Origin of the sequence: Mesorhizobium sp. B2-7-1 (genome assembly GCF_006440735.1) — a bacterium.
Taxonomy (GTDB): Bacteria; Pseudomonadota; Alphaproteobacteria; order Rhizobiales; family Rhizobiaceae; genus Mesorhizobium.
In genome coordinates this window covers 14,543-32,796 of record NZ_VFUA01000034.1, presented here as the reverse complement: position 1 = coordinate 32,796, position 18,254 = coordinate 14,543, and the positions used below count along the sequence as shown (strand labels likewise).

20 protein-coding genes and 1 tRNA gene are annotated in these 18,254 nt (G+C 64.1%); 13 read left to right on the top strand and 8 right to left on the bottom strand.

Features of this window, described 5'->3' with window-relative positions:
* The first annotated feature begins 6 nt into the window (after positions 1–6).
* Positions 7–1,026: a sugar isomerase gene (locus tag FJ471_RS15255; protein ID WP_140804338.1), complete on the top strand. Its 1,020-nt coding sequence runs from the start codon at positions 7–9 to the stop codon at positions 1,024–1,026.
* 153 nt (positions 1,027–1,179) lie between these two features.
* Positions 1,180–2,355: an ROK family transcriptional regulator gene (locus tag FJ471_RS15250; protein WP_140804336.1), complete on the top strand. Its 1,176-nt coding sequence runs from the start codon at positions 1,180–1,182 to the stop codon at positions 2,353–2,355.
* Between the two features lie 79 nt (positions 2,356–2,434).
* Here FJ471_RS15250 and FJ471_RS15245 read toward each other — a convergent pair whose 3' ends face one another.
* Positions 2,435–3,073, bottom strand: coding sequence for an FMN-dependent NADH-azoreductase (locus FJ471_RS15245; protein ID WP_140804334.1), 639 nt, complete (start codon positions 3,071–3,073; stop codon positions 2,435–2,437).
* A gap of 115 nt (positions 3,074–3,188) precedes the next feature.
* Here FJ471_RS15245 and FJ471_RS15240 point away from each other — a divergent pair, with 115 nt between their 5' ends.
* Positions 3,189–4,136 carry a LysR family transcriptional regulator gene (locus FJ471_RS15240; RefSeq protein WP_140804332.1) on the top strand — a complete coding sequence of 316 codons (948 nt, stop codon included), beginning with the start codon at positions 3,189–3,191 and terminating at the stop codon, positions 4,134–4,136.
* Here FJ471_RS15240 and FJ471_RS15235 read toward each other — a convergent pair.
* The gene (locus FJ471_RS15235; RefSeq protein WP_140804330.1) at positions 4,078–4,704 is read right to left on the bottom strand and encodes a TetR/AcrR family transcriptional regulator; all 627 of its coding nucleotides are present in this window, start codon (positions 4,702–4,704) and stop codon (positions 4,078–4,080) included. The two genes, FJ471_RS15240 and FJ471_RS15235, sit on opposite strands and share 59 nt — an antisense overlap.
* A 66-nt stretch (positions 4,705–4,770) precedes the next feature.
* Between FJ471_RS15235 and FJ471_RS15230 the strand changes: the two genes are divergently transcribed.
* Entirely contained in the window at positions 4,771–5,196 is a 426-nt protein-coding gene (locus FJ471_RS15230) for a VOC family protein (protein ID WP_140804328.1), read from the top strand.
* Between the two features lie 15 nt (positions 5,197–5,211).
* On the opposite strand, the gene FJ471_RS15225 is transcribed toward FJ471_RS15230, so the two are convergent.
* A complete protein-coding gene (locus tag FJ471_RS15225) occupies positions 5,212–6,159 on the bottom strand; it encodes a trypsin-like peptidase domain-containing protein (protein WP_140804326.1) in 948 nt (315 codons plus the stop codon).
* A 160-nt stretch (positions 6,160–6,319) separates the two neighbouring features.
* Here FJ471_RS15225 and FJ471_RS15220 point away from each other — a divergent pair, with 160 nt between their 5' ends.
* From FJ471_RS15220 to FJ471_RS15210, 3 genes are all read left to right on the top strand, one after another.
* Positions 6,320–7,195 carry a S1C family serine protease gene (locus FJ471_RS15220; protein ID WP_140804324.1) on the top strand — a complete coding sequence of 292 codons (876 nt, stop codon included), beginning with the start codon at positions 6,320–6,322 and terminating at the stop codon, positions 7,193–7,195.
* 8 nt (positions 7,196–7,203) lie between these two features.
* Positions 7,204–7,851 (top strand): helix-turn-helix transcriptional regulator, encoded by a 648-nt coding sequence (locus tag FJ471_RS15215; protein ID WP_140804322.1) that lies wholly within the window; start codon positions 7,204–7,206, stop codon positions 7,849–7,851.
* A 143-nt stretch (positions 7,852–7,994) separates the two neighbouring features.
* A complete protein-coding gene (locus tag FJ471_RS15210) occupies positions 7,995–8,861 on the top strand; it encodes an NAD(P)-dependent oxidoreductase (RefSeq protein ID WP_140804320.1) in 867 nt (288 codons plus the stop codon).
* Here FJ471_RS15210 and FJ471_RS15205 read toward each other — a convergent pair.
* The 4 genes from FJ471_RS15205 to FJ471_RS15190 form a co-directional block, all read right to left on the bottom strand.
* On the bottom strand, positions 8,858–9,151 hold the full coding sequence (locus tag FJ471_RS15205) for a type II toxin-antitoxin system RelE/ParE family toxin (RefSeq protein ID WP_140804318.1): 294 nt from the start codon (positions 9,149–9,151) through the stop codon (positions 8,858–8,860). The two genes, FJ471_RS15210 and FJ471_RS15205, sit on opposite strands and share 4 nt — an antisense overlap.
* Entirely contained in the window at positions 9,148–9,384 is a 237-nt protein-coding gene (locus tag FJ471_RS15200; RefSeq protein WP_140804316.1) for a type II toxin-antitoxin system ParD family antitoxin, read from the bottom strand. The genes FJ471_RS15205 and FJ471_RS15200 overlap by 4 nt, the downstream gene beginning before the upstream one ends.
* A 62-nt stretch (positions 9,385–9,446) precedes the next feature.
* A complete protein-coding gene (locus FJ471_RS15195) occupies positions 9,447–9,962 on the bottom strand; it encodes a TIGR00645 family protein (protein WP_140804314.1) in 516 nt (171 codons plus the stop codon).
* 407 nt (positions 9,963–10,369) lie between these two features.
* Complete coding sequence (locus FJ471_RS15190; RefSeq protein WP_140804312.1) at positions 10,370–12,607, bottom strand: OmpA family protein; 2,238 nt, start codon at positions 12,605–12,607, stop codon at positions 10,370–10,372.
* A 196-nt stretch (positions 12,608–12,803) separates the two neighbouring features.
* Here FJ471_RS15190 and FJ471_RS15185 point away from each other — a divergent pair, with 196 nt between their 5' ends.
* Together FJ471_RS15185 and FJ471_RS15180 are read left to right on the top strand one after the other, a co-directional pair.
* Positions 12,804–13,250, top strand: a complete 447-nt coding sequence (locus tag FJ471_RS15185; protein WP_140804310.1) for a YcgN family cysteine cluster protein — start codon at positions 12,804–12,806, stop codon at positions 13,248–13,250.
* Between the two features lie 361 nt (positions 13,251–13,611).
* A complete protein-coding gene (locus FJ471_RS15180) occupies positions 13,612–13,965 on the top strand; it encodes a hypothetical protein (RefSeq protein ID WP_140804308.1) in 354 nt (117 codons plus the stop codon).
* 193 nt (positions 13,966–14,158) lie between these two features.
* Here the strand turns inward: FJ471_RS15180 and FJ471_RS15175 are convergent, their stop codons facing one another.
* Positions 14,159–14,869 carry an SIMPL domain-containing protein gene (locus tag FJ471_RS15175; RefSeq protein WP_140804306.1) on the bottom strand — a complete coding sequence of 237 codons (711 nt, stop codon included), beginning with the start codon at positions 14,867–14,869 and terminating at the stop codon, positions 14,159–14,161.
* 224 nt (positions 14,870–15,093) lie between these two features.
* Between FJ471_RS15175 and FJ471_RS15170 the strand changes: the two genes are divergently transcribed.
* The 4 genes from FJ471_RS15170 to FJ471_RS15155 all read left to right on the top strand — a co-directional run bounded on the left by FJ471_RS15170 (position 15,094) and on the right by FJ471_RS15155 (position 17,976).
* A tRNA-Ile gene (locus FJ471_RS15170) sits at positions 15,094–15,169 on the top strand.
* 326 nt (positions 15,170–15,495) lie between these two features.
* The gene (locus FJ471_RS15165; RefSeq protein WP_140804304.1) at positions 15,496–16,377 is read left to right on the top strand and encodes a zinc ABC transporter substrate-binding protein; all 882 of its coding nucleotides are present in this window, start codon (positions 15,496–15,498) and stop codon (positions 16,375–16,377) included.
* On the top strand, positions 16,374–17,168 hold the full coding sequence (locus tag FJ471_RS15160; RefSeq protein ID WP_140804302.1) for an ABC transporter ATP-binding protein: 795 nt from the start codon (positions 16,374–16,376) through the stop codon (positions 17,166–17,168). The genes FJ471_RS15165 and FJ471_RS15160 overlap by 4 nt, the downstream gene beginning before the upstream one ends.
* Positions 17,152–17,976 carry a metal ABC transporter permease gene (locus tag FJ471_RS15155; RefSeq protein WP_210242027.1) on the top strand — a complete coding sequence of 275 codons (825 nt, stop codon included), beginning with the start codon at positions 17,152–17,154 and terminating at the stop codon, positions 17,974–17,976. Before FJ471_RS15160 ends, FJ471_RS15155 begins: the two co-directional genes overlap by 17 nt.
* Positions 17,977–18,254 lie beyond the last annotated feature (278 nt).

Genomic DNA, 18,254 nt, shown 5'->3' with positions numbered 1-18,254 from the left:
TCGAAGATGAAGCGCATCGGTTACCGGCCCGCGGTGTCACGCCAGGCCGAAAGCCTGGAATTGGGAAGGCAGGCCGTGGCGCGAGCGCTCGACACGCTCGACCTGTCGGGTTTTTCCGGCGGCACGATCGGCTTTGCCGGCATCGGCGCCAGCTATCAGGCAGCGCTCGCCGGAGCATATTATCTGCGCCAGCCCGGCAGGCGGGGTTTGGCCTTCGTGCCGACCGAGCTCTATGGCCGGACGGGTGCGGCGGCGGACGCCTTTGTCGCTTTGTCGGCCTCCGGCCAGAGCCGCGAAATCGCCGACGTGATGCTGGAGGCGAAGGCCTATCCGCGCCTTGCCATCTGCCGTGGCGCCGACAATCCGCTGGCCGGTATAACCGGCGCGGTGATCGCGATGGAATCGGGCGCCGACAATGGTGCCAGTTCGACTGGCTACACCGGCACTTTGCTCGCGCTCGGCATGCTGGTCGACAGGATCGCCGGCGGCGCCTTCGACTGGACGCAATTGCCGCCAGCGGTCGGGCGGCTGCTGGCCGACGGCTGGAAGAGCGCTGGCCGGGCGGCAGGGTTGCTGGCCGGCCGCGCCTCCATCGACATCGTGGGAGCTGGTATCGGCTTTGCCAATGCCGGCGAGGCGGCGATGCTGATCCGCGAGGCGGTCCGGGTTCCCGCCTCCGGCTGGGACACGCTGAACTATCTGCATGGCCCAATGGAATCGCAGGACGCGGCCACCGGCCTTATCGCCTTCGGTGACGACCGCGAGGTCAAGATCGCGCAGGATATGGCCGGCTTCGGCTGCCCCTCGGTTCTGATCACGCGACGGACCGATATCGCCGCCACGGAAAAGCTCGCCGTGATCGTCATCCCGGCGCTCGGCAATGCGATCGCGGACGGCATCCTGGAGATCATCGCGCTGCAGATGATCGTCGCAGACTTGCAGGATGCGGCCGGACTCACCGACATCACTTTCCGCTATCGGCAGACCGACACGAAGCTGAAGCCCTGGTCGCCGACGGAGCTTTAGTTCTCCTGGACACCAGACTTGTTCTCTCAGTGGGCGCATTCGCGCAATCCGCCGAAACGCATCACAATGGCAATTGTCGCGGTTGATTCGTGGTATGCGATCCGGCGCGCCCGGCCGAGCGCCGAGAGGATGAAGGCGGAACAAGCGTCGCAGATGGCTCCATCCGAAATCCCCAGCCTGACGGAAAGCGCCCGCGCCGTTTTGCGCCTGCTGGCCGCGCAGGGGCCGGTGACGCGGCCGAAGCTCGGCTCGATGCTGGAGCTCTCCAAGCCGACCATGTCGGCCGCGGTTTCCGAGCTTAGCGCGCTCGGCCTCGTCGCGTCGCGCGGCACCGAACGCGGCGCCATTGGGCGGACCGCGACCATCTATGGCATCGGGCCGGGCGCCGGCTATGTGATCGGCATCGATGTCGGGGCGGCACAAGTGCGCGCCGTCGCCTATTCGATGGACGCCCAGCCCTTGGTGACGGTGGAAGAGAGCATTCCGGAGGGGGCGACCACCGACGGGATCGGCGCGGTCGTGCTCTCGGTCGCCAAGTCGATCCCGGCAAAGGTCGGCAAGAATTTCCGCACCTTGCGCAGCATAGCGGTCGCGGTGCCGCGCATCGTCTCGCACAGCCGCCTCGGCAATGGCCAGGGCAACGGCCCGGACGCCGTGCTGCACACCCTTCGCCGCAAGATCGATGTGCCGATCATCCTGGAAAACAACGTCAATTGCGCGGCGATCGGCGAAATGCATTTCGGCGCGGCGCAGGGCCACCAGACCTTTGCCTTCCTGCAGGTCGGCGTCCGCGTCGGCCTGGGTCTGATCAATGAAGGCCGGCTTTATCGCGGCGCCGGGGGTGCGGCCGGCGAAGTCGGCCGCATGCCTTTTCCGTGGTCGGCCAGCGAAGTGCCTTATCGCGAAGGGCTCGAGCATTATCTCGGCTCGCGGGCGCTCGTCGAACGCAGCCGGCAGTCCTGGCCGGCGGAAGAAGGATCCCCGCCGAGCTCAGCCAAGGAATTGTTCGCGCTGGCGCTGGCAGGGTCGCGCCCGGCCGCCGCGGCGGTGTCGCGCCATGCCGCCGATATCGGCCGGCTCGCCGCCGGCTGCATCGGCATGTTCGATCCGGGCCTGATCGTGCTTGGCGGCGGTGTCGGGCGCAATGCGCTGATGACGGCCGAGGTCGAGCGCATGGCCGGCGAACTGGCCTGGCCGACGCCGATCGCCGTCAGCGCGCTGGAAGATGTCGGCACCGCGCTCGGCGCCATGAAGCTGGCGCTGGATTACAGCCTTGGGCTGATCCTGCGCGAGGACCGCCACCCGGCCGTGGTGCTGCCACCGCTGTAGGGCGGGGGCACAACTAAGCGAATGCAAAAAAGGCAGGCGCTGGCGGGCGCCTGCCTCTTTCATTTCCTGGCATCGGCGGTCAGGCCGCGACCGCGACCTGATTGGCATTGGCAGCCGCGATCGCGTCAACCTTGGCGGTGGCCTTGGCGAGCGCGGCCGTGACCGCATCGGCGCCCATGCCGACGCCCTCGACGCGGATGACCTCGACGTCGGTCATGCCGAGGAAGCCGAGCACGCTGCGCAGATACGGAACCGCATGGTCCATCTGCACCGCGGCGCCTTCCGAATAGATGCCGCCGGAAGCGAGCACGATGTAGACCTTCTTGCCGCTGACGAGGCCCTTCGGGCCACCTTCGCCATAGGCAAAGGACCTGCCGGAGCGGGCGACGTGGTCGACCCAGGACTTCAACGTCGAGGAGATGTTGAAGTTAATGAAGCCGGTGGCGAGGATCACGGTGTCGGCGGCGAAAAGCTCGTCGAGCACGGTGTCGGAAACGCCGACGACCTCGGCCTGGCGCGGCGTACGGGCTTCGGCCGGCGTATAGATGCCGGTGGCGTAGTCAGGATCGATATGCGGCAGCGGATTGGCGACCAGATCGCGCACGACAAGCGTGTTGGACGGATCGGCGGCATTGAGCTTCTGGGCAAGATCGGTGGCGACGCGGCTCGAGTGCGAAGCGGCGCCGCGCGGGCTGGACGTAACGAGAAGAATAGACATGGCGGTGTCCCCTTGGGGTTGGATTGAAACTTTCCAGCCCAATATGGGATTGCCGCTCCATCAGAATAACTGGTATAATGTGTATACAATCCATCAACAAAATGGATATAAAAGCATGCAGCCGAACCCGACATTGGATCAGCTTCAAATCCTGGTGGCGGTGGCCGACACCGGCAGCTTCTCGGCCGCGGGGCGTAAGCTCAACCGGGCGCAGTCGGTGGTGAGCTACGGCATCGCCAATCTCGAAGCGCAGCTCGGCCTGAAACTGTTCGAGCGCGAAGGCGTGCGCGAGCCGCAGCTGACCGATGTCGGCAAGGCGATGCTGGAGGACGCGCGACGCATGATCGGCGTCCTGCAGCGCATCCGCTCGCGCGCCGACGGCTACCGGCAAGGGCTGGAAGCGGAAGTGGCCGTATCTGTCGACGTGGCGCTGCCGTCACCGGCGCTGGTGCGCGTGCTCAAGGCTTTCGAAGCCCAGTTCCCGGCGGTCACGCTGCGGCTTTATATCGGCTCGCTCGGCCTGATCGTCGATCAGGTCGTCAACGGCCAGTCGGATCTCGGCTTCGGCGGCCTGCAAGGCGATGCCGACGTCACCCTGCTGCGCATCGGCTTCACCTCGATGGTGCCGGCCGCGGCGCCCGGCCATCCATTGGCCAAACTGCCGAAGCCGGTCGCCGTCGAGGATTTGCGCGAGCACATCCAGATCGTCGTCTCCGATCAGTCGGAGCGGACGCGCGGGCGCGACTATGGCGTCTTTGCCTATCGGACCTGGCGGTTGACGGACGTGCGCACCAAGCATGCCTTGATGCGCGAAGGTCTTGGCTGGGGCGGCCTGCCGCGCTGGCTGATCGCCGACGACCTCGCCAGCGGCAGGCTGGTGGAGCTCGACCTGGAGCCCTATCGCGAGGTGCGCTCGCCGCTCTATGCCATGCACCGCGCCGACCGCAGCCCCAAGCCGGCGGCATCCTGGCTGATCGACGAGTTCAAGCGGCAGCTCGGCTGCTTCAACGAGATGGAGCCGGGCGTCTGGACGGAGGAGGGGCCGCAGACAAGCCGTCCATGAGCGCGACCAACACCACGCGATAATCCGCGCCGGACGCGCCTGCCTCGACGGCCAGGGCGGCCCGGTCGAAGGCGGCGGCCAGCAAGGCGGTCAGCGCCTCGGCCGGCAATCTGGTCATCGCTTGCGCCCGCATCGCGGCGACCAGGCCTTCGCGCAGCGAGCGGTTGCCGTGCCGGTTGTCGATCTCGTCCATGGCGGCGCGCCCCAGCACGGCCGGCCCGTCAAGCAGCAGAAGCCGCGTGCGGCCGGGCGCCCGCATGGCCTCCAGATAAGCGTCCGATCCGGCGATCAGCGCATCACGGGCGGAGAGCGAGGGCGGCGAGGCATGATCGATCTCGGCAGCCACGGCTGCCGCCTCCTGCTCGACGACCGCCGCGAACAGCGCCTGCTTGTCGGCGAAGTGATGGTAGAGCGCGCCGCGCGTGACGCCGGCCTCGGCGACGATCTCCGGCGTGCCGGTCTCGGCATAGGATTTTTCCGTGAATAGTTTTCGCGCCGCACGGATCAGATCGGCGCGCGTCGCCTCGGTGCGGTCGCGGTTGGAGCGGCGTCCGGACTCTTGTTGCATACATGCAGCCTGTATGTTATTTGCATCTACATACAGACTGTATGTTGAATGGGAGGAGAAGGAAAGATGAAGACGACGAGCTATTATCCTGTGCTGATGACGGATGATGTCGCAGGCACTGCCGCCTTCTATATCGAGCATTTCCGCTTCAAGGCGCTCTTCCAGAGCGACTGGTATATGCATCTGCAGTCGGCCGAGGACAAGCGCGTCAATCTCGGCATCGTCCAGGGCGACCATGAAACGATCCCGCAAGAGGGGCGCGGGCGCACGACCGGCCTGCTGATCAATTTCGAGGTGCGCGATCCCGACGCCGTCTACGAGCGCGTCGTCGCAGCCGGCCTGCCGATCCTGCGCAGCTTGCGCGACGAGCCCTTCGGCCAACGGCACTTCATCACCAGGGACCCGAACGGGGTGCTGATCGACGTCATCAAGCCTATCCCGCCAAGCGATGAATTCCTGGCGCAATACGCCGAGGGTACGGCGGGGAGCTAGACTGGGCGGCTGGTCTCAGTTCGCCCGTGCCACCGGCGTCACCATCACCTGGCTGATACCGGTGCGGCGCACCACCGTGCAGAGCGTCTCGCGGCCGATGCGCTCGGCATCGAGCATGCGCACGAGATCGTCGACGCCCGTCACCGGACGGCCGTCTATTGCCGCGATGATGTCGCCTTCCTTCAGGCCGGCCTTGGCCGCGGGACCGTTATTCTCGACACCGCGCAGGCGCACCGCCGTGTTCGTGGTCACTTGCGACAGGAGTGCCGCACGGCGGGGCAGGTTGGTCGTGTCGGCGGAAACGCCGATGAAGGCCCGACGGACGCGGCCGAAGCGGATGATCTCGGAGATGACGAAATTGGCGGTGTTGGAGGCGACCGCGAAGGCGATGCCTTGCGCGCCATGGATCATGGCGGTGTTGACGCCGATCACCTCGCCGGCCGACGACACCAGCGGCCCGCCGGAATTGCCGGGATTGAGCGCGGCATCGGTCTGGATGACGTCGTCGATCAGCCGGCCGGTCGAGGCGCGCATCGAGCGGCCGAGCGCCGAGACGACGCCGGCGGTGACGGTCCATTCGAAGCCGAGCGGATTGCCGATGGCGATCGCGATCTGGCCGCGACGCAGGCGCTTGGAATCGCCGAGCGGCGCGACATCGGCGAAATTGCCGTCGGCGCGCACCAGCGCGATGTCGGTGTCGGGGTCGCGGCCAAGCACGTGGCCTTCGCGCGACGCGCCGTCCGGCATGGTGACGCGGACGGCGCGCGCATCGCCGACGACATGGAAGTTGGTGACGACCAGCCCATCCTGCGCGATGACGAAGCCGGAGCCATGGCCGCCGGCGCCGATACGCTCGATGCGGCACACTGCCGGGCCGATGCGGTCGACGGCGTCGGCAACGGATGCCGAGTAAGCGTCGAGCAAACTGTCATCCGATGGAAGTTTTTCGGCTGCGAAAGCCATGGGCGTGTTCCCTCGTAGAATGATGACTATATGTGCGGAGCAGCCGCAGGCGCCGCGACCTGACCAGATGGCCAGTCCGGCCGGCGACTAGCCGTCAGGCGAGTATCCCCGGCGGCGTTCCGGAGCGATATCTGGGTCACCGAACCCAGGAGACAGTCTTATGAGCGACTTCAATCTCAGTGCCTTTTCCGACGCGATCGCCGATGTCGCGGCCACCGCCGCTCCGGCGGTGGCGAGCTTCGTCACGCACCATCACCGCACCGCGAGCGCCTTCCATTGGCGCGACGGCTACTTCGTCACCGCCGAGGAAGCCGTCGAAGCCGGCGAGGAGATCGAATTGACGCTGGCCTCGGGGGAAACCGTGAAAGCCGAGCTTGTCGGCCGCGATCCTTCGACGGGCGTTGCCCTGTTGAAGCCGGCTTCCGTGGCTGCCGGTTTGCCGCAATTGGCTGAGGCCGGCGCCGTGCGCCCCGGCAATCTGGTACTCGCCGTCGGCAACAGCGATGGCGCCGCGCTTGCGGTGTTCGGCACGGTCGGCGAAGTCGGTCCGGCCTGGCGCTCGATGCGCGGCGGCACGATCGACCGGCGCATCAACCTCGCCATCAACACCGGCGGGCGTTTCGAGGGCGGGCCGGTGCTCGACGCCAAGGGCGGCCTGATCGGCATGCTGTTGTTCGGACCGCGCCGACGCGCGCTGGTCATGCCTTACGAGACGATAGAGCGCGCTGTGGCGACACTGCGCGAGAAGGGCCATGTCGCGCGCGGCTATCTCGGCGCCGGGCTGCATCCGATCCGCAATGACGACACCAAAGGCGCCATGGTGATGAGCCTCGACGAGAACGGCCCGGCCAAGGCCGCCGGGCTGCATGTCGGCGACATCGTCATCGCCTGGAACGGCGAGGCAGTGCATGGACCGCGCGAGCTGATCCGCAAGCTCGGGCCGGACAGCGCAGGCACAACGGTGACGCTCGGTGTTTCGAGCGGCGGCGCGGAGCGCGACGTGTCGATCACTATCGGCGAGAAGCCGCTGAGCTGAGAGGGCCGATGGCAAGCAGCGCCGCACAAGTGATCGCAAGACCGGAACCGTCAGCCCACCGGCTGACGGTGCTGGTGGCGCTCGGCGATGCCCGGCGCGCCGAGCAGCTTGCCGATGCGCTGGCCGCGAGCGACGATCTGGCGCCGGCATTGGCTGGAAGTGGCGTCGGCCAGATGGCGGATGTCGCTGTCGCCGACGAGGCCGGCCTGGAAAGCCGGGTCGTCAGTTCGGCCACGCCCGTCGTCCTGCTTTCGCGGCGGGTGGGCAGCGAGCGGGTGGCTGACAATGTGCTGGCCGTGCTGCCCCTCTCCGCAGATGGCCTGCTGATCGCCGCCGCCGCGCGATTGGCAGCGTCAGGCTACCGCGTCGGCAAGGCGCCGCCGTCGGAGGTCGCGCATGACGCTTTCCACGATGACGAGCTTGCCGAGGAAGAGACGCCCGACGACAACCAGCCCCGCCCGGCCTTGTCGCCGCGCGAGGCGGAAGTGCTGGCGCTGCTTGCCGAGGGCGCGCCGAACAAGGTGATCGCCCGGCGGCTCAACATTTCCGTGCATACGGCGAAGTTCCACGTCGCCGCGATCCTGATCAAGCTCGGTGCCGCCAACCGCACCGACGCCATCGCAATCGCGATGCGGCAGGGGCTGGTCCTGGTGTAGGGTCACCTGAATCTCAAGTGACCCAGGTCCGGTGCCACCGAGGTTGCTACCCTACGCAACGTAACCGCTTCGACTGCTTTCGGCTCTTGCGTCACGGCTGTGCGCCGCGCAATTTGCCTGCCTGTTTAAGAGGGAGGCGAAGGATGTCGCTCAACGGAAAGACGCTGTTCATCTCGGGCGGATCGCGCGGCATCGGGCTGGCGATCGCGCTGCGCGCGGCGCGCGACGGCGCCAATGTGACGATCGCGGCCAAGACCGCCGAGCCGCATCCGAAGCTGCCGGGCACGATCTACACGGCGGCGCAAGAAATCGAACAGGCCGGCGGCAAGGCGCTGCCGGTGCTTTGCGACATTCGCGACGAGGCGCAGGTCTCCGACGCGGTGGCCAAGACGGTCGAACGGTTCGGCGGCATCGACATCTGCGTCAACAATGCCAGCGCCATCCAGCTTACCGGCACGCTGGAGACCGACATGAAGCGCTACGATCTGATGCACCAGATCAACACGCGTGGCACCTTCCTGGTCTCCAAAATGTGCATTCCCCACCTTAAGTTGGCAAAGAACCCTCACATCCTGAATCTGGCGCCGCCGCTCGACATGAAGGCCAAGTGGTTCAAGAACCACGTCGCCTACACGATGGCGAAGTTCGGCATGTCGATGTGCACGCTTGGCATGAGCGCCGAGTTCGCGGGAGCCGGCATCGCCGTCAATTCGCTATGGCCGATCTCCACGATCGATACCGCGGCCGTGCGCAATCTTCTCGGCGGCGCGACGGTGGCGGCGATGAGCCGCTCACCCGACATCATGGCCAATGCCGCGCACGCCATCTTCATGCGATCCTCGCGCGAGGCGACCGGCAATTTCTACATCGACGAAGAGGTGCTGCGCGCCGAAGGCGTGACAGACTTTTCGGTCTACGCGCCGGGCGCGGCCGATCAGCTCGCTGGCGACTTTTTCGTGCCCGACGAGGTGTTCGCCAATTCGGACACGAAGATAACCCGAGCCTTCTAGAGGTGTCTGGGGTAATCCATCTGTTGATGCAAGATGCGCACAACATCGATGGATTGCTCATTCATCCGCAGATACACTACGTGAGAACCGACTGAGTATTTCAGTAGGCCAGGTCGGATATCCGACGCGTTTCGTACTATCGCCGGAAATTGGTCTATCAGATTGAACGTGGAATGGATGGAACGGATATAAGCGTCGGCTCGCTCTGCTCCCCACAGGTTAAGCGAATAATTCCAAATACCGTCCAGGTCCGACTTTGCCTTCGGCGAGTACCGGACCGCCCGCTTCATCCACGTTTCTTAGACTCGAGAAACGCCTCAATGTCGAATGGTTCGGGATCGCCTGACATATCGCCCTCGTCGATTGCGGCGCGTAGCTGCTCGATCTTTAGTTCCTGTTCTTCAAGAAGACGAAGACCTGCGCGAACGGTCTCACTAGCCGATCCAAAGCGACCTTTTGCGATCTGTCGCTGAATGAAGGTGTCATACTGATCGCCAAGGGTGATAGAGGTGTTTTTGGGCATGATAAAGCTCCAATACCAATAGATGGTATCAGGGGTGTGTCATGCTGACAAGGTCAACGCGCCTACTCTTCCATCTTCTTGCCCTTGGCCAGCGCCATGATCCGGTCGATATAGGCCAGCATCAGCGCCGAGACGACGAAGGCGAGATGGATGATGGTCAGCCACATCAACTGGTCGGTCGTGTAGGACACCGAATTCAGGAATACCTGCAAAAGGTGGATCGAGGAGATTGCGACGATGGTCGAGGCGACCTTGACCTTCAGCGAGCCGACATCGATCGTTCCCAGCCAATGGACCTCGCCGTCCTGCTCGTCGAAGCGGCTGACGAAATTCTCGTAGCCCGAGATGATCACCATCACCACCAGCGAGGCGACGAGCGCGGCGTCGATCAGGCCGAGCATCTTCAGGATCGTGTCGGTGTCGCCGAGCGTGAAGGCGCTCATGACGAACTCGTAGAGCTTCTTGCCGAAGGACAGCGCGTAGATCGCCAACGCCACGCCAAGCCCGAGATAGAAAACCACCAGCAGCCAGCGCGAAGCCAGGATGACGGATTCGATGGCGAGTTCGAGACGCTTCATAAAGGCTTCCGGTCAAATTGCGATAGGTGGGTATTTCGGCCAGACGGGACGAGTTTTCAAGGCAAAAAACCCCGCCGGGGAGGGGACCCGGCGGGGCTCAGTGTGTCCCGCTGGAGTCGGGACAGGGCAGGGAACGCCCTGCCTAGAATCTGGGTGTCGCAATGCGGCAATTCAATGAGTTAGCTCTAATCGACAGGACAAATCTTCTTGAGCCAGGAAAGGAAAAGGCCCGTCCGGCGCGGACGGTCCTTTTCCTTAAGCACTGATTCCAAAGATCCGGGCAGGGTCTTAAAATCAAACGCTGAACCGTGTCGCGCTGAATGGGCTCAGCGCGACACGGTTTATGTCTGTCCAAGTGCATGTCGTTATCCCAAAACCGCTGCACACCTTTGGGCGACATGCACTGATCACTGGTCGCTGTTGCTCGCCACCGGCGCGACCAGCGAGGTGATGCGGCGGATGGCGACACGCCGGTTCTCCCGGTTCGGACCGGGCGTGTTCACCTTGAGATATTCCTCGCCATAGCCCTGCGTGGTGAGGTTCTCGGCCGGGATGCCAAAGGCGTTGGTCAACGCCTCGGCGACCGCCTCGGCGCGGCGGTCCGACAGCGCGAGGTTTGCTTCCGGCGTGCCGACCGCGTCGGTGTGGCCTTCGATCAGGAAGGTCTCGGCCGGGTTTTTCTTCAAAAGCTTTTCCATGGCGTTGGCGACGCCATCGAGCTTCTGCACCTCGGTGTCGGAGATGGTGGCCGAGCCGAACTCGAAGTTCAGCGTGTCGAGATCGATGCGCCGGGCGATGTCGCGCACGCGGGCCGAGCGCTTCACCTCGTCGATCGAATAGAGACGCTGCACCCTTTCCACCGGCGGCTGCTCGAGGAAGGTGTAGTAGTCGTCGTCGCTCTCGACATCCTCGGAATCGAGGATGTAGTCGCGCCGCGGGATGGTCAGCCGCATCGGCGGCAGGTCGTCGCCGGGATCGCGCCAATCGCCGTCATCCTGGTATTGCCGCTCGTCGACATAGCTCAGCACATATTCGCGGCCGTCCGGCATGACGCGCGAACGCTGGATGACATCGCCATAGCGGTTGCGGATGGTGACGACGCGGACGCCGTTGCCGCGTTCCACCGTCTCGCGCGTGCGGTCGCCCGACAGGTCCTCGTAGTAGACATCCCTGGCGCCGCGGGTGATGCGGGGCGCCTCGTTGCTTTCCACGAATGTCTGGTTGTTGAACTGGAGGATCACACGGTCGCCGAACTGCTTCACGACGTCGGCGCCCTGCGGTCGCCGGCGGTCGCGGGCAAACTGTTCGGGCGTGCGGTCGATCCGCTTGCCCTTCTCCTCATCGACGGGGACGATCTTCTCGGGCCTGATCGCCTGCTGCGCCGACTTGTCGTCGGTGGGTGGCGGGCCCTGATCGACCGGAGCCGGCCTCTGCGCCTGCCTGCCACCTTGCTGCTGCCCGGCCTGATTGTCGTTCTGGCCGTTGCCGGCCTGCCCATTTTCGGTTTGAGCGCCGCCGGTCTGGGCACCGCCGGTCTGGGCGCCGCCGTTCTGGCCGTTGTCGTTGCGGCCACGGTGCTTGCGCACGGCATCCTTCTGGCTGTCCAGAACGGGCGCCTCGTTCGGATTTGCGGTTTCGCCCTGCGCGGCGTTGCCGCTATTGGCAGGCTGGTTGTTGTTCGCCGGCTCGCTGCCGTTGGCTGGCTGTTCGCCGGTTGCGGGTTGCTGCTCGCCGGTCGTGGGCTGCTCGCCATTTGCCGGCTGTTCGGAAGTCGGCTTCTTGCGCTTCTTCTTGTCCTGGGCCTGTTCGCCCTGGACCGGCTGCTCGCCATTCTGCAACGGTTCGGCTTGCGGCACAGGTTCACCTGCCGGCGCCAGCTTTTTGGCCGGCTCGTTGGTCTGCGTCTGCTCGGCGGGGGCGTTTTCGTTCTGCTGGTTCTGCCGGTGCTTTTTACGACCCTGGTTGCCACCTTGCTGGTTGTCATTGGCGGGAGCGGTCTGTTCGGTCGGGGCGACCTGCTCGCCGGCCTGGCCAGCGGGCGCCCCCTCCGTCTGCTGCTGATCGTGCTTGCGCTTCTTGCGGCCCTGGTTGCCCTGCTGGTCGCTTTGTTGCTGGTCTGTCGCGGCAGGTGCGACCTGCTCCGCAGGCTGCTCAGCCGGCGCCGCTTCCTTTTGCTGGCTGCGCTTCTTCTTGCGCGGCTGCTGGTCTTCGGTCGCGGGCTGGCCGCCCTGGTCGGCGGGTGCCGCCTCGATCTGCTGCTGCTGGTCACGCTTCTTGCGCGGCTTGACCTGCTGCTCGGCCGGGGCAGCTTCCCCCGACTGGCCATTATCCATCTGCTGCTGCTCTTGCCGCCTCTTGCGTGGCTTCTGCTCGGTCTCGGCGGGTGCTGCTTGTTCGCCGGCCGGCGCCGACTCGCTTTGCTGCTGCTGCTGCTCGCGCTTCCTTTTGCGCGGCTGCTCGGCTCCGCCCTGCGCGCATTCCTCGGCCGACTGGCCTTCGGCGCAAGCGGCCTGGGCCAGCACGAGCGGTGCCCCATGCAGGCTGCCGGAAGCGACACCCCCCTGCAGCGGGTACGCGCCCAACGGCGCGGATGCCATAAGCAGGCCGATTGCTGTGCCCGCCAGAATCCGTGGTTGGCGTTTCATATCAATTTTCTCCTAGTGGGGTCCCATCCCTGCCCAAACCTTCATCAACCGCAATTGGTTCCGTCGGGCATTGGCGCCAGCCAAGGATGCCTGGCCGGCCTTTTGAAGGCTATTTCGTGTTTTTCTAATGTTGATACTGGGTCACCTGTCATCGTAGCGCTTGACCGGAAGGCCGCGGAGGGCCAAATCCACCAAAATGACCGCGCCGTTCTGGAAAACGAAGACGCTTGAGGCGATGACCCCGGCCGAATGGGAATCGCTTTGCGACGGCTGCGGCAAATGCTGCCTGTCGAAGCTCGAGGACGAGGATACGGGCGAGATATTCTGGACAAGCGTCGGCTGCAGGCTGTTCGATGCGCAGAACTGCCGTTGCTCCGACTATGCCAACCGCCTGGCGCGGGTGCCCGATTGCGTCGGCCTGACGCCGCAGAATGTGCGCACCATCGCTTGGCTGCCAAAAACCTGCGCCTACCGGCTTATCGCCGAGGGCCATGATCTCTACTGGTGGCACAGGCTTGTCTCGGGAAGTGCGGCGACCGTGCACGAAGCCGGCATTTCGATCCAGGGCCGGGTGAAGGCCAAGGAAACCGATCTGGCCGAGCCGGACGACTACTTTGATTATATATTGGATGACGAACCGTAACCGGTTCGCGTCTGGATGGGGGCTCGCGTTGTGACGAACGACGAACCCAGCGGGTTCGTGTTTTGATGACGAAGCATAACCGGTTCGCAACGCATATTGATGACGAACGCCGAAGCGTCCGCGTTTAAGGACGAGGCGTGATGAGGTTCGCGTTTGGCATAAGAGCGACGAACCCTGGCGGGTTCGCGGTTAAGGACGGACCTGATCAGGTTCGCGTTTGGCATAAGAGCGACGAACCCTGGCGGGTTCGCGCTTATATGAACCGGACATGAATGGCTGGTTCGCGGAAAGTTCAGACACAAAAAGGCATTTTCCAATCATCGGTTCTACGGGCGCAAGCCCACAACAAGGAGAGAAGACGATGTTCAACACGATCAAGACGGCAGTCCTTTCGGCCCTTGTCGGGCTTGGCACTTTCGCCGCCATTCCGGCGCATGCGGACAGCCTCTATCTCGGTTTCGGGGACAGGCACGACCCGCGTTTCGGCATCTACACCGGCGACGATGACGGCTATCGCCGCGACCGCGACCGCGACCGCGATTGGCGCGGCTGCTCGCCGGACCGCGCCCTTGATAAGGCCGAGCGCATGGGTCTGCATCGCGCCCGCATCGTCGACATGAGCCGCCGCACGGTGAAAGTGGCAGGCCGCCAGTATGGCGACCGTGTCGTGGTGGTGTTCGCCAACGAGCGCGGCTGCCCGATCATCTATCGCTGAGGCAGGAGCCGAAAGGACGATCCTCCGCGAGGATCGCCTATAAGTACGATCTTCTTTGAAGATCGACTTTGAGTAGCGGAGCCCCTCGAGGTGAGGCGCGGCTCGAAAAAAGCCCCGGAGGATCGATCCTCCGGGGCTTTTTTGTTGGTGGCGCTTGCGACGCCTGCGGCGCGCTTGCGATGCCGGTCGGCTGTTACTTCAGCTCGAAGGTGACCGTGACCTGGACGTTGTAGGAATTTTCGCCGGCCTGCACCGGCACGGCCGAGCGAGCGGCATCGAACGACTTGGCCGCCATCGGCATCGGTACCGGCGCGACATTCTGGTCGGTGATCTCGAGCACCTTGCCCAGGCTGATGCCGGCCGCTTCGGCGAGTGTCTTTGCCTTGGCCATCGCATCGGCGACGGCCTTCTTGCGCGCCTCGGTGATCGTCGCCTTCGGATCGTCATTGGTGAAGGTGATGCCGCCACCCTGGTTGACGCCGAGCGACACCGCCTTGTCGAGGATCTCGCCCGTCTTGTCGACATTGCGCACGCGCACCGACAGCGTGTTGGTCACCTGATAGGCGACGAGTTGCGCCTCCTGGCTGCCGTCGGCCTTGTTGGTGTAGTTGTAGCGCGGGTTGATCTGGATGCCGGCCGTCTGCAGGTCGCGGTCGGCGATGCCGGCGGATTTCATCGCCGCGATCACCGACGCCATGGCGTCGTTGTTGGCATCGAGCGCTTCGCGCGCGCTCTTGGCCTCGCGCATGACGCTGAGCGAAAGGATCGCCATGTCAGGCGCCACGGTCGCTTCGCCTTCGCCCGACACGATGATGCGGGGCGGCGGTTGGGTGTCGGCGGCGCGTGCCAGCGCCGGGAACGCGACCGCGGCAGCGAGCGCGATGGGCAAAAGATGTCTGGTCATGAAAACTCCTCGAAGTCTACGGTCCTCAGTCCCGTGCCGCATCGCATTTCGACCCCGCAAAGGCGCCGATTCCCTGCGATGCGGCGCATGGGCCTGGACCTGTTCACGCGCCTTGTGGGCGCAAGCCGCTCTACGCAGCGAATATGGGCTGATTTTGACGGTTCCCGCCAGAGCTTTCGAAAGCCTTGTGCGACGACAAGAAAAACACTAAGCCAGCCCGCGTGGGGCCTGTAGCTCAATGGTTAGAGCCGGCGGCTCATAACCGCTTGGTTGGGGGTTCGAGTCCCTCCGGGCCCACCAAAATACTCATCTAAGTAACTGATTTTACTTGCTTATTATTTCCTTGCCCACGCCGTGGACTCGAACCCCTCATAGAAATCAATCGGGAACGATTTCGAGGCCTGCCGCGAAGTGATCTTTGAGTCGTTCCGGACTCACCGGATTGGACGTGTGGCATGTTCGCGTCATTCCGAGTGGCGCGGTAGGTTTTCACAGGGTTGTGTATTCACGGAGAGAGGAAGCAGCGTGCCCGGTCACATTTTTAACACAAATCCAATATCAGTAGCGTTATACCATTACATCCAGCGAAAATTGCGCTTCAATCACCGTCCGAGGAGATCAAAGGAATGCGTTCCATCCCCTTTCTGGCCGCCCTTCTCGTTGCAGCGCCGCTGCTGACCGGCACCGTTGCCCGGGCTGAAGATAAGATGAACATCGTGGCAGCGGAGAATTTCTATGGCGATCTCGCCCGCCAGATTGGCGGCAGCCATGTCGCGGTGACCAGCATTCTGTCCAATCCCGACGATGATCCGCATCTGTTCGAGACCAGCCCGTCGACGGCGCGCACCATCGCCGATGCCAAGATCATCATCTACAACGGTGCCGATTACGATCCTTGGATGGACAAGCTGCTGTCGGCCTCGGCCAAGCCAGAGCGCACGACCATCGTTGCGGCTGACCTGATCGGCAAGAAGCCGGGCGACAATCCGCATCTGTGGTACGACCCGGAGACGCTGCCGGCGGTCGCCAAGGCGCTCACCGCCGACCTGTCGAAGCGCGATCCGGCCAACGCGGTGCATTACGAGGCCAATCTGAAGAAATTCCAGTCGTCGCTGGATGCGATCGACAAGGAGATCGCCGACGTTAAGAAGACCTATGCCGGCACCGAGGTAACCGCTACCGAGCCGGTCTTCGGTTATATGGCAGAAGCCCTAGGTCTCAAAATGCTGAACTACGACTTCCAGGTGGCACTGATGAACGACGCCGAGCCGAGTCCGACCCAGGTGGCGGCGTTCGAGAAAAGCCTGAAGGACGGTTCGGCCAAGATCCTGTTCTACAATTCGCAAGTGACGGACGAGGCGACGACAAGGCTGCTCGACATTGCCAAGCAGAACAAGGTCACTGTCATTGGCGTGACCGAAACGGAGCCGGCCGGCGAGACGATCCAGTCCTGGTTCGGCGGTCAGATCGACGCAGTCCAGAAGGCGCTCGCAGCCCGCACCCAATGAGCGCCGTCGCATTCGAGCAGGTCACGCTTACCTATGGGGGACGCCGGGTTCTTTCCGACGTCTCCTTTTCGATTCCGCAAGGCGCATTTGTCGGCCTTCTGGGCGCCAACGGTGCCGGCAAGACGACGATGCTGCGCGCCATACTCGGCCTGATCAAGCCGGCCGGAGGGGCCATCTCCGTGCTTGGCCGGGCGCCGAAACGCGGCAATCCCGCGATTGGTTATATGCCGCAAGCGCGACGCGCCCTGACCCATATGGGGATCAGCGGGCTGGACTTCGTACTCAGCGCAGCCGGCGGGCATCGCTGGGGCTGGCCGGTCCCGTCGGCAGCCGAGAAGGAAGCCGCCTGGAAAGCGCTTGAGGAGGTCGGGGCAATCGACCTCGCTCGGCGTCCGCTGGCCGAGCTTTCCGGCGGCGAGCGCCAGCGCATCCTGATCGCCCAGGCGCTGATCGGCGATCCGCAACTGCTGCTGCTCGATGAGCCGTTGATCAGCCTCGACGCAGCGCATCAGCGCACCATCATCGACCTCGTGCACGAGGTCGGCGACCGTCTCGGCATTGCTGTGCTGTTCTGCTCGCACGAGATCAATCCGCTGCTGCGCGCCGTCGATTTTGTGCTTTATCTCGGCAATGGCCAGGCCGCGATCGGCTCCGTCGACGAGGTCATCAGCGGGCCGGTGCTGTCGAAACTCTACGGCACATCAATCAATGTGGTGCGGGTCGCCGGGCGCATCTTTGTCATGGCCGACGATGTGGAACTGGAAAGCGGCGCGCATGTCCACGATCTTTGACTATGAATTCATGCGCAATGCCTTTTATGCCTGCACGATCGTCGGCATCGTCGCCGGCACGGTCGGCTATTTCCTCGTCCTCAGGGGCCAGACCTTCGCCGGCCACGCGCTCGCCCATGTCGGCTTTCCCGGCGCCACCGGCGCCGGCCTGATCGGTCTGTCGCCGTTCTTCGGCCTGACCGTTTTCACCGTCGTCGCCGGCATCGGCATCGGCCTGCTCGGCGAGCGCGCGCATCGCGACGTTGCCATCGGCATCGTGCTGACGCTGTCGCTCGGCCTTGGCCTGCTGTTCCTGCATTTCTACACCGCCTTCGCCTCGCAGGCGACGAATGTGCTGTTCGGCAATGTGCTCGGCATCAGCCTGCGCACCGTCATTGTGCTTGCGATGCTGGCAGTGGTTATCCTCGTCGCCCTGGTGACGATCGCCCGGCCGCTGCTGTTCGCCAGCCTGCAGCCGGAACTCGCCGAAGCACGGGGCGTGCCACTCAACCTCGTCTCGACCCTGTTCATGATCCTGGTCGCCGTCGCCACGGCGGAAGCGGTGCAGATCGTTGGCGTGCTGCTCGTCTTCGCGCTGATGGTGGCGCCCGCGGCAACCGCGCTGAGGCTGACACGCGGCGTGCTCGCCGGCATCATCGCCTCGATGCTGCTTGCCGTCGCCATCGCCTGGATCAGCCTGTCGCTTGCCTTCCTGACCGACTGGCCGACGAGCTTCTGGATCACCGCTTTGGGCGCTGCCGTCTACCTGATTAGCGGCTTCGCCGGAGGCATGGTGTCGCGCGGTGGATTTCGCACTGCGAAGTTGTAGCGAGAAGAACCCACCGGGTGGATGGGCCTGCAAATTGATCGCGATACAAGAATCTCGGGGCAGCCTCAATCACCCTCACGGTGCGATCGGTTGGGGCGACCGTCGCCAGCCAGCTTCTCAGCGCCACATATCGACAAGATAGGAGCAAAATGAGAAACTGGCTAAGCTGATCGCAAAACATAATCACTCTTTTGGCGCTGTTCGGAGTTCTGGGGCCGACAGGTGCCCTGATTGTCGCAATCCTGAACAATTGAGCAGGCGTTTGGTGTTGGAACATG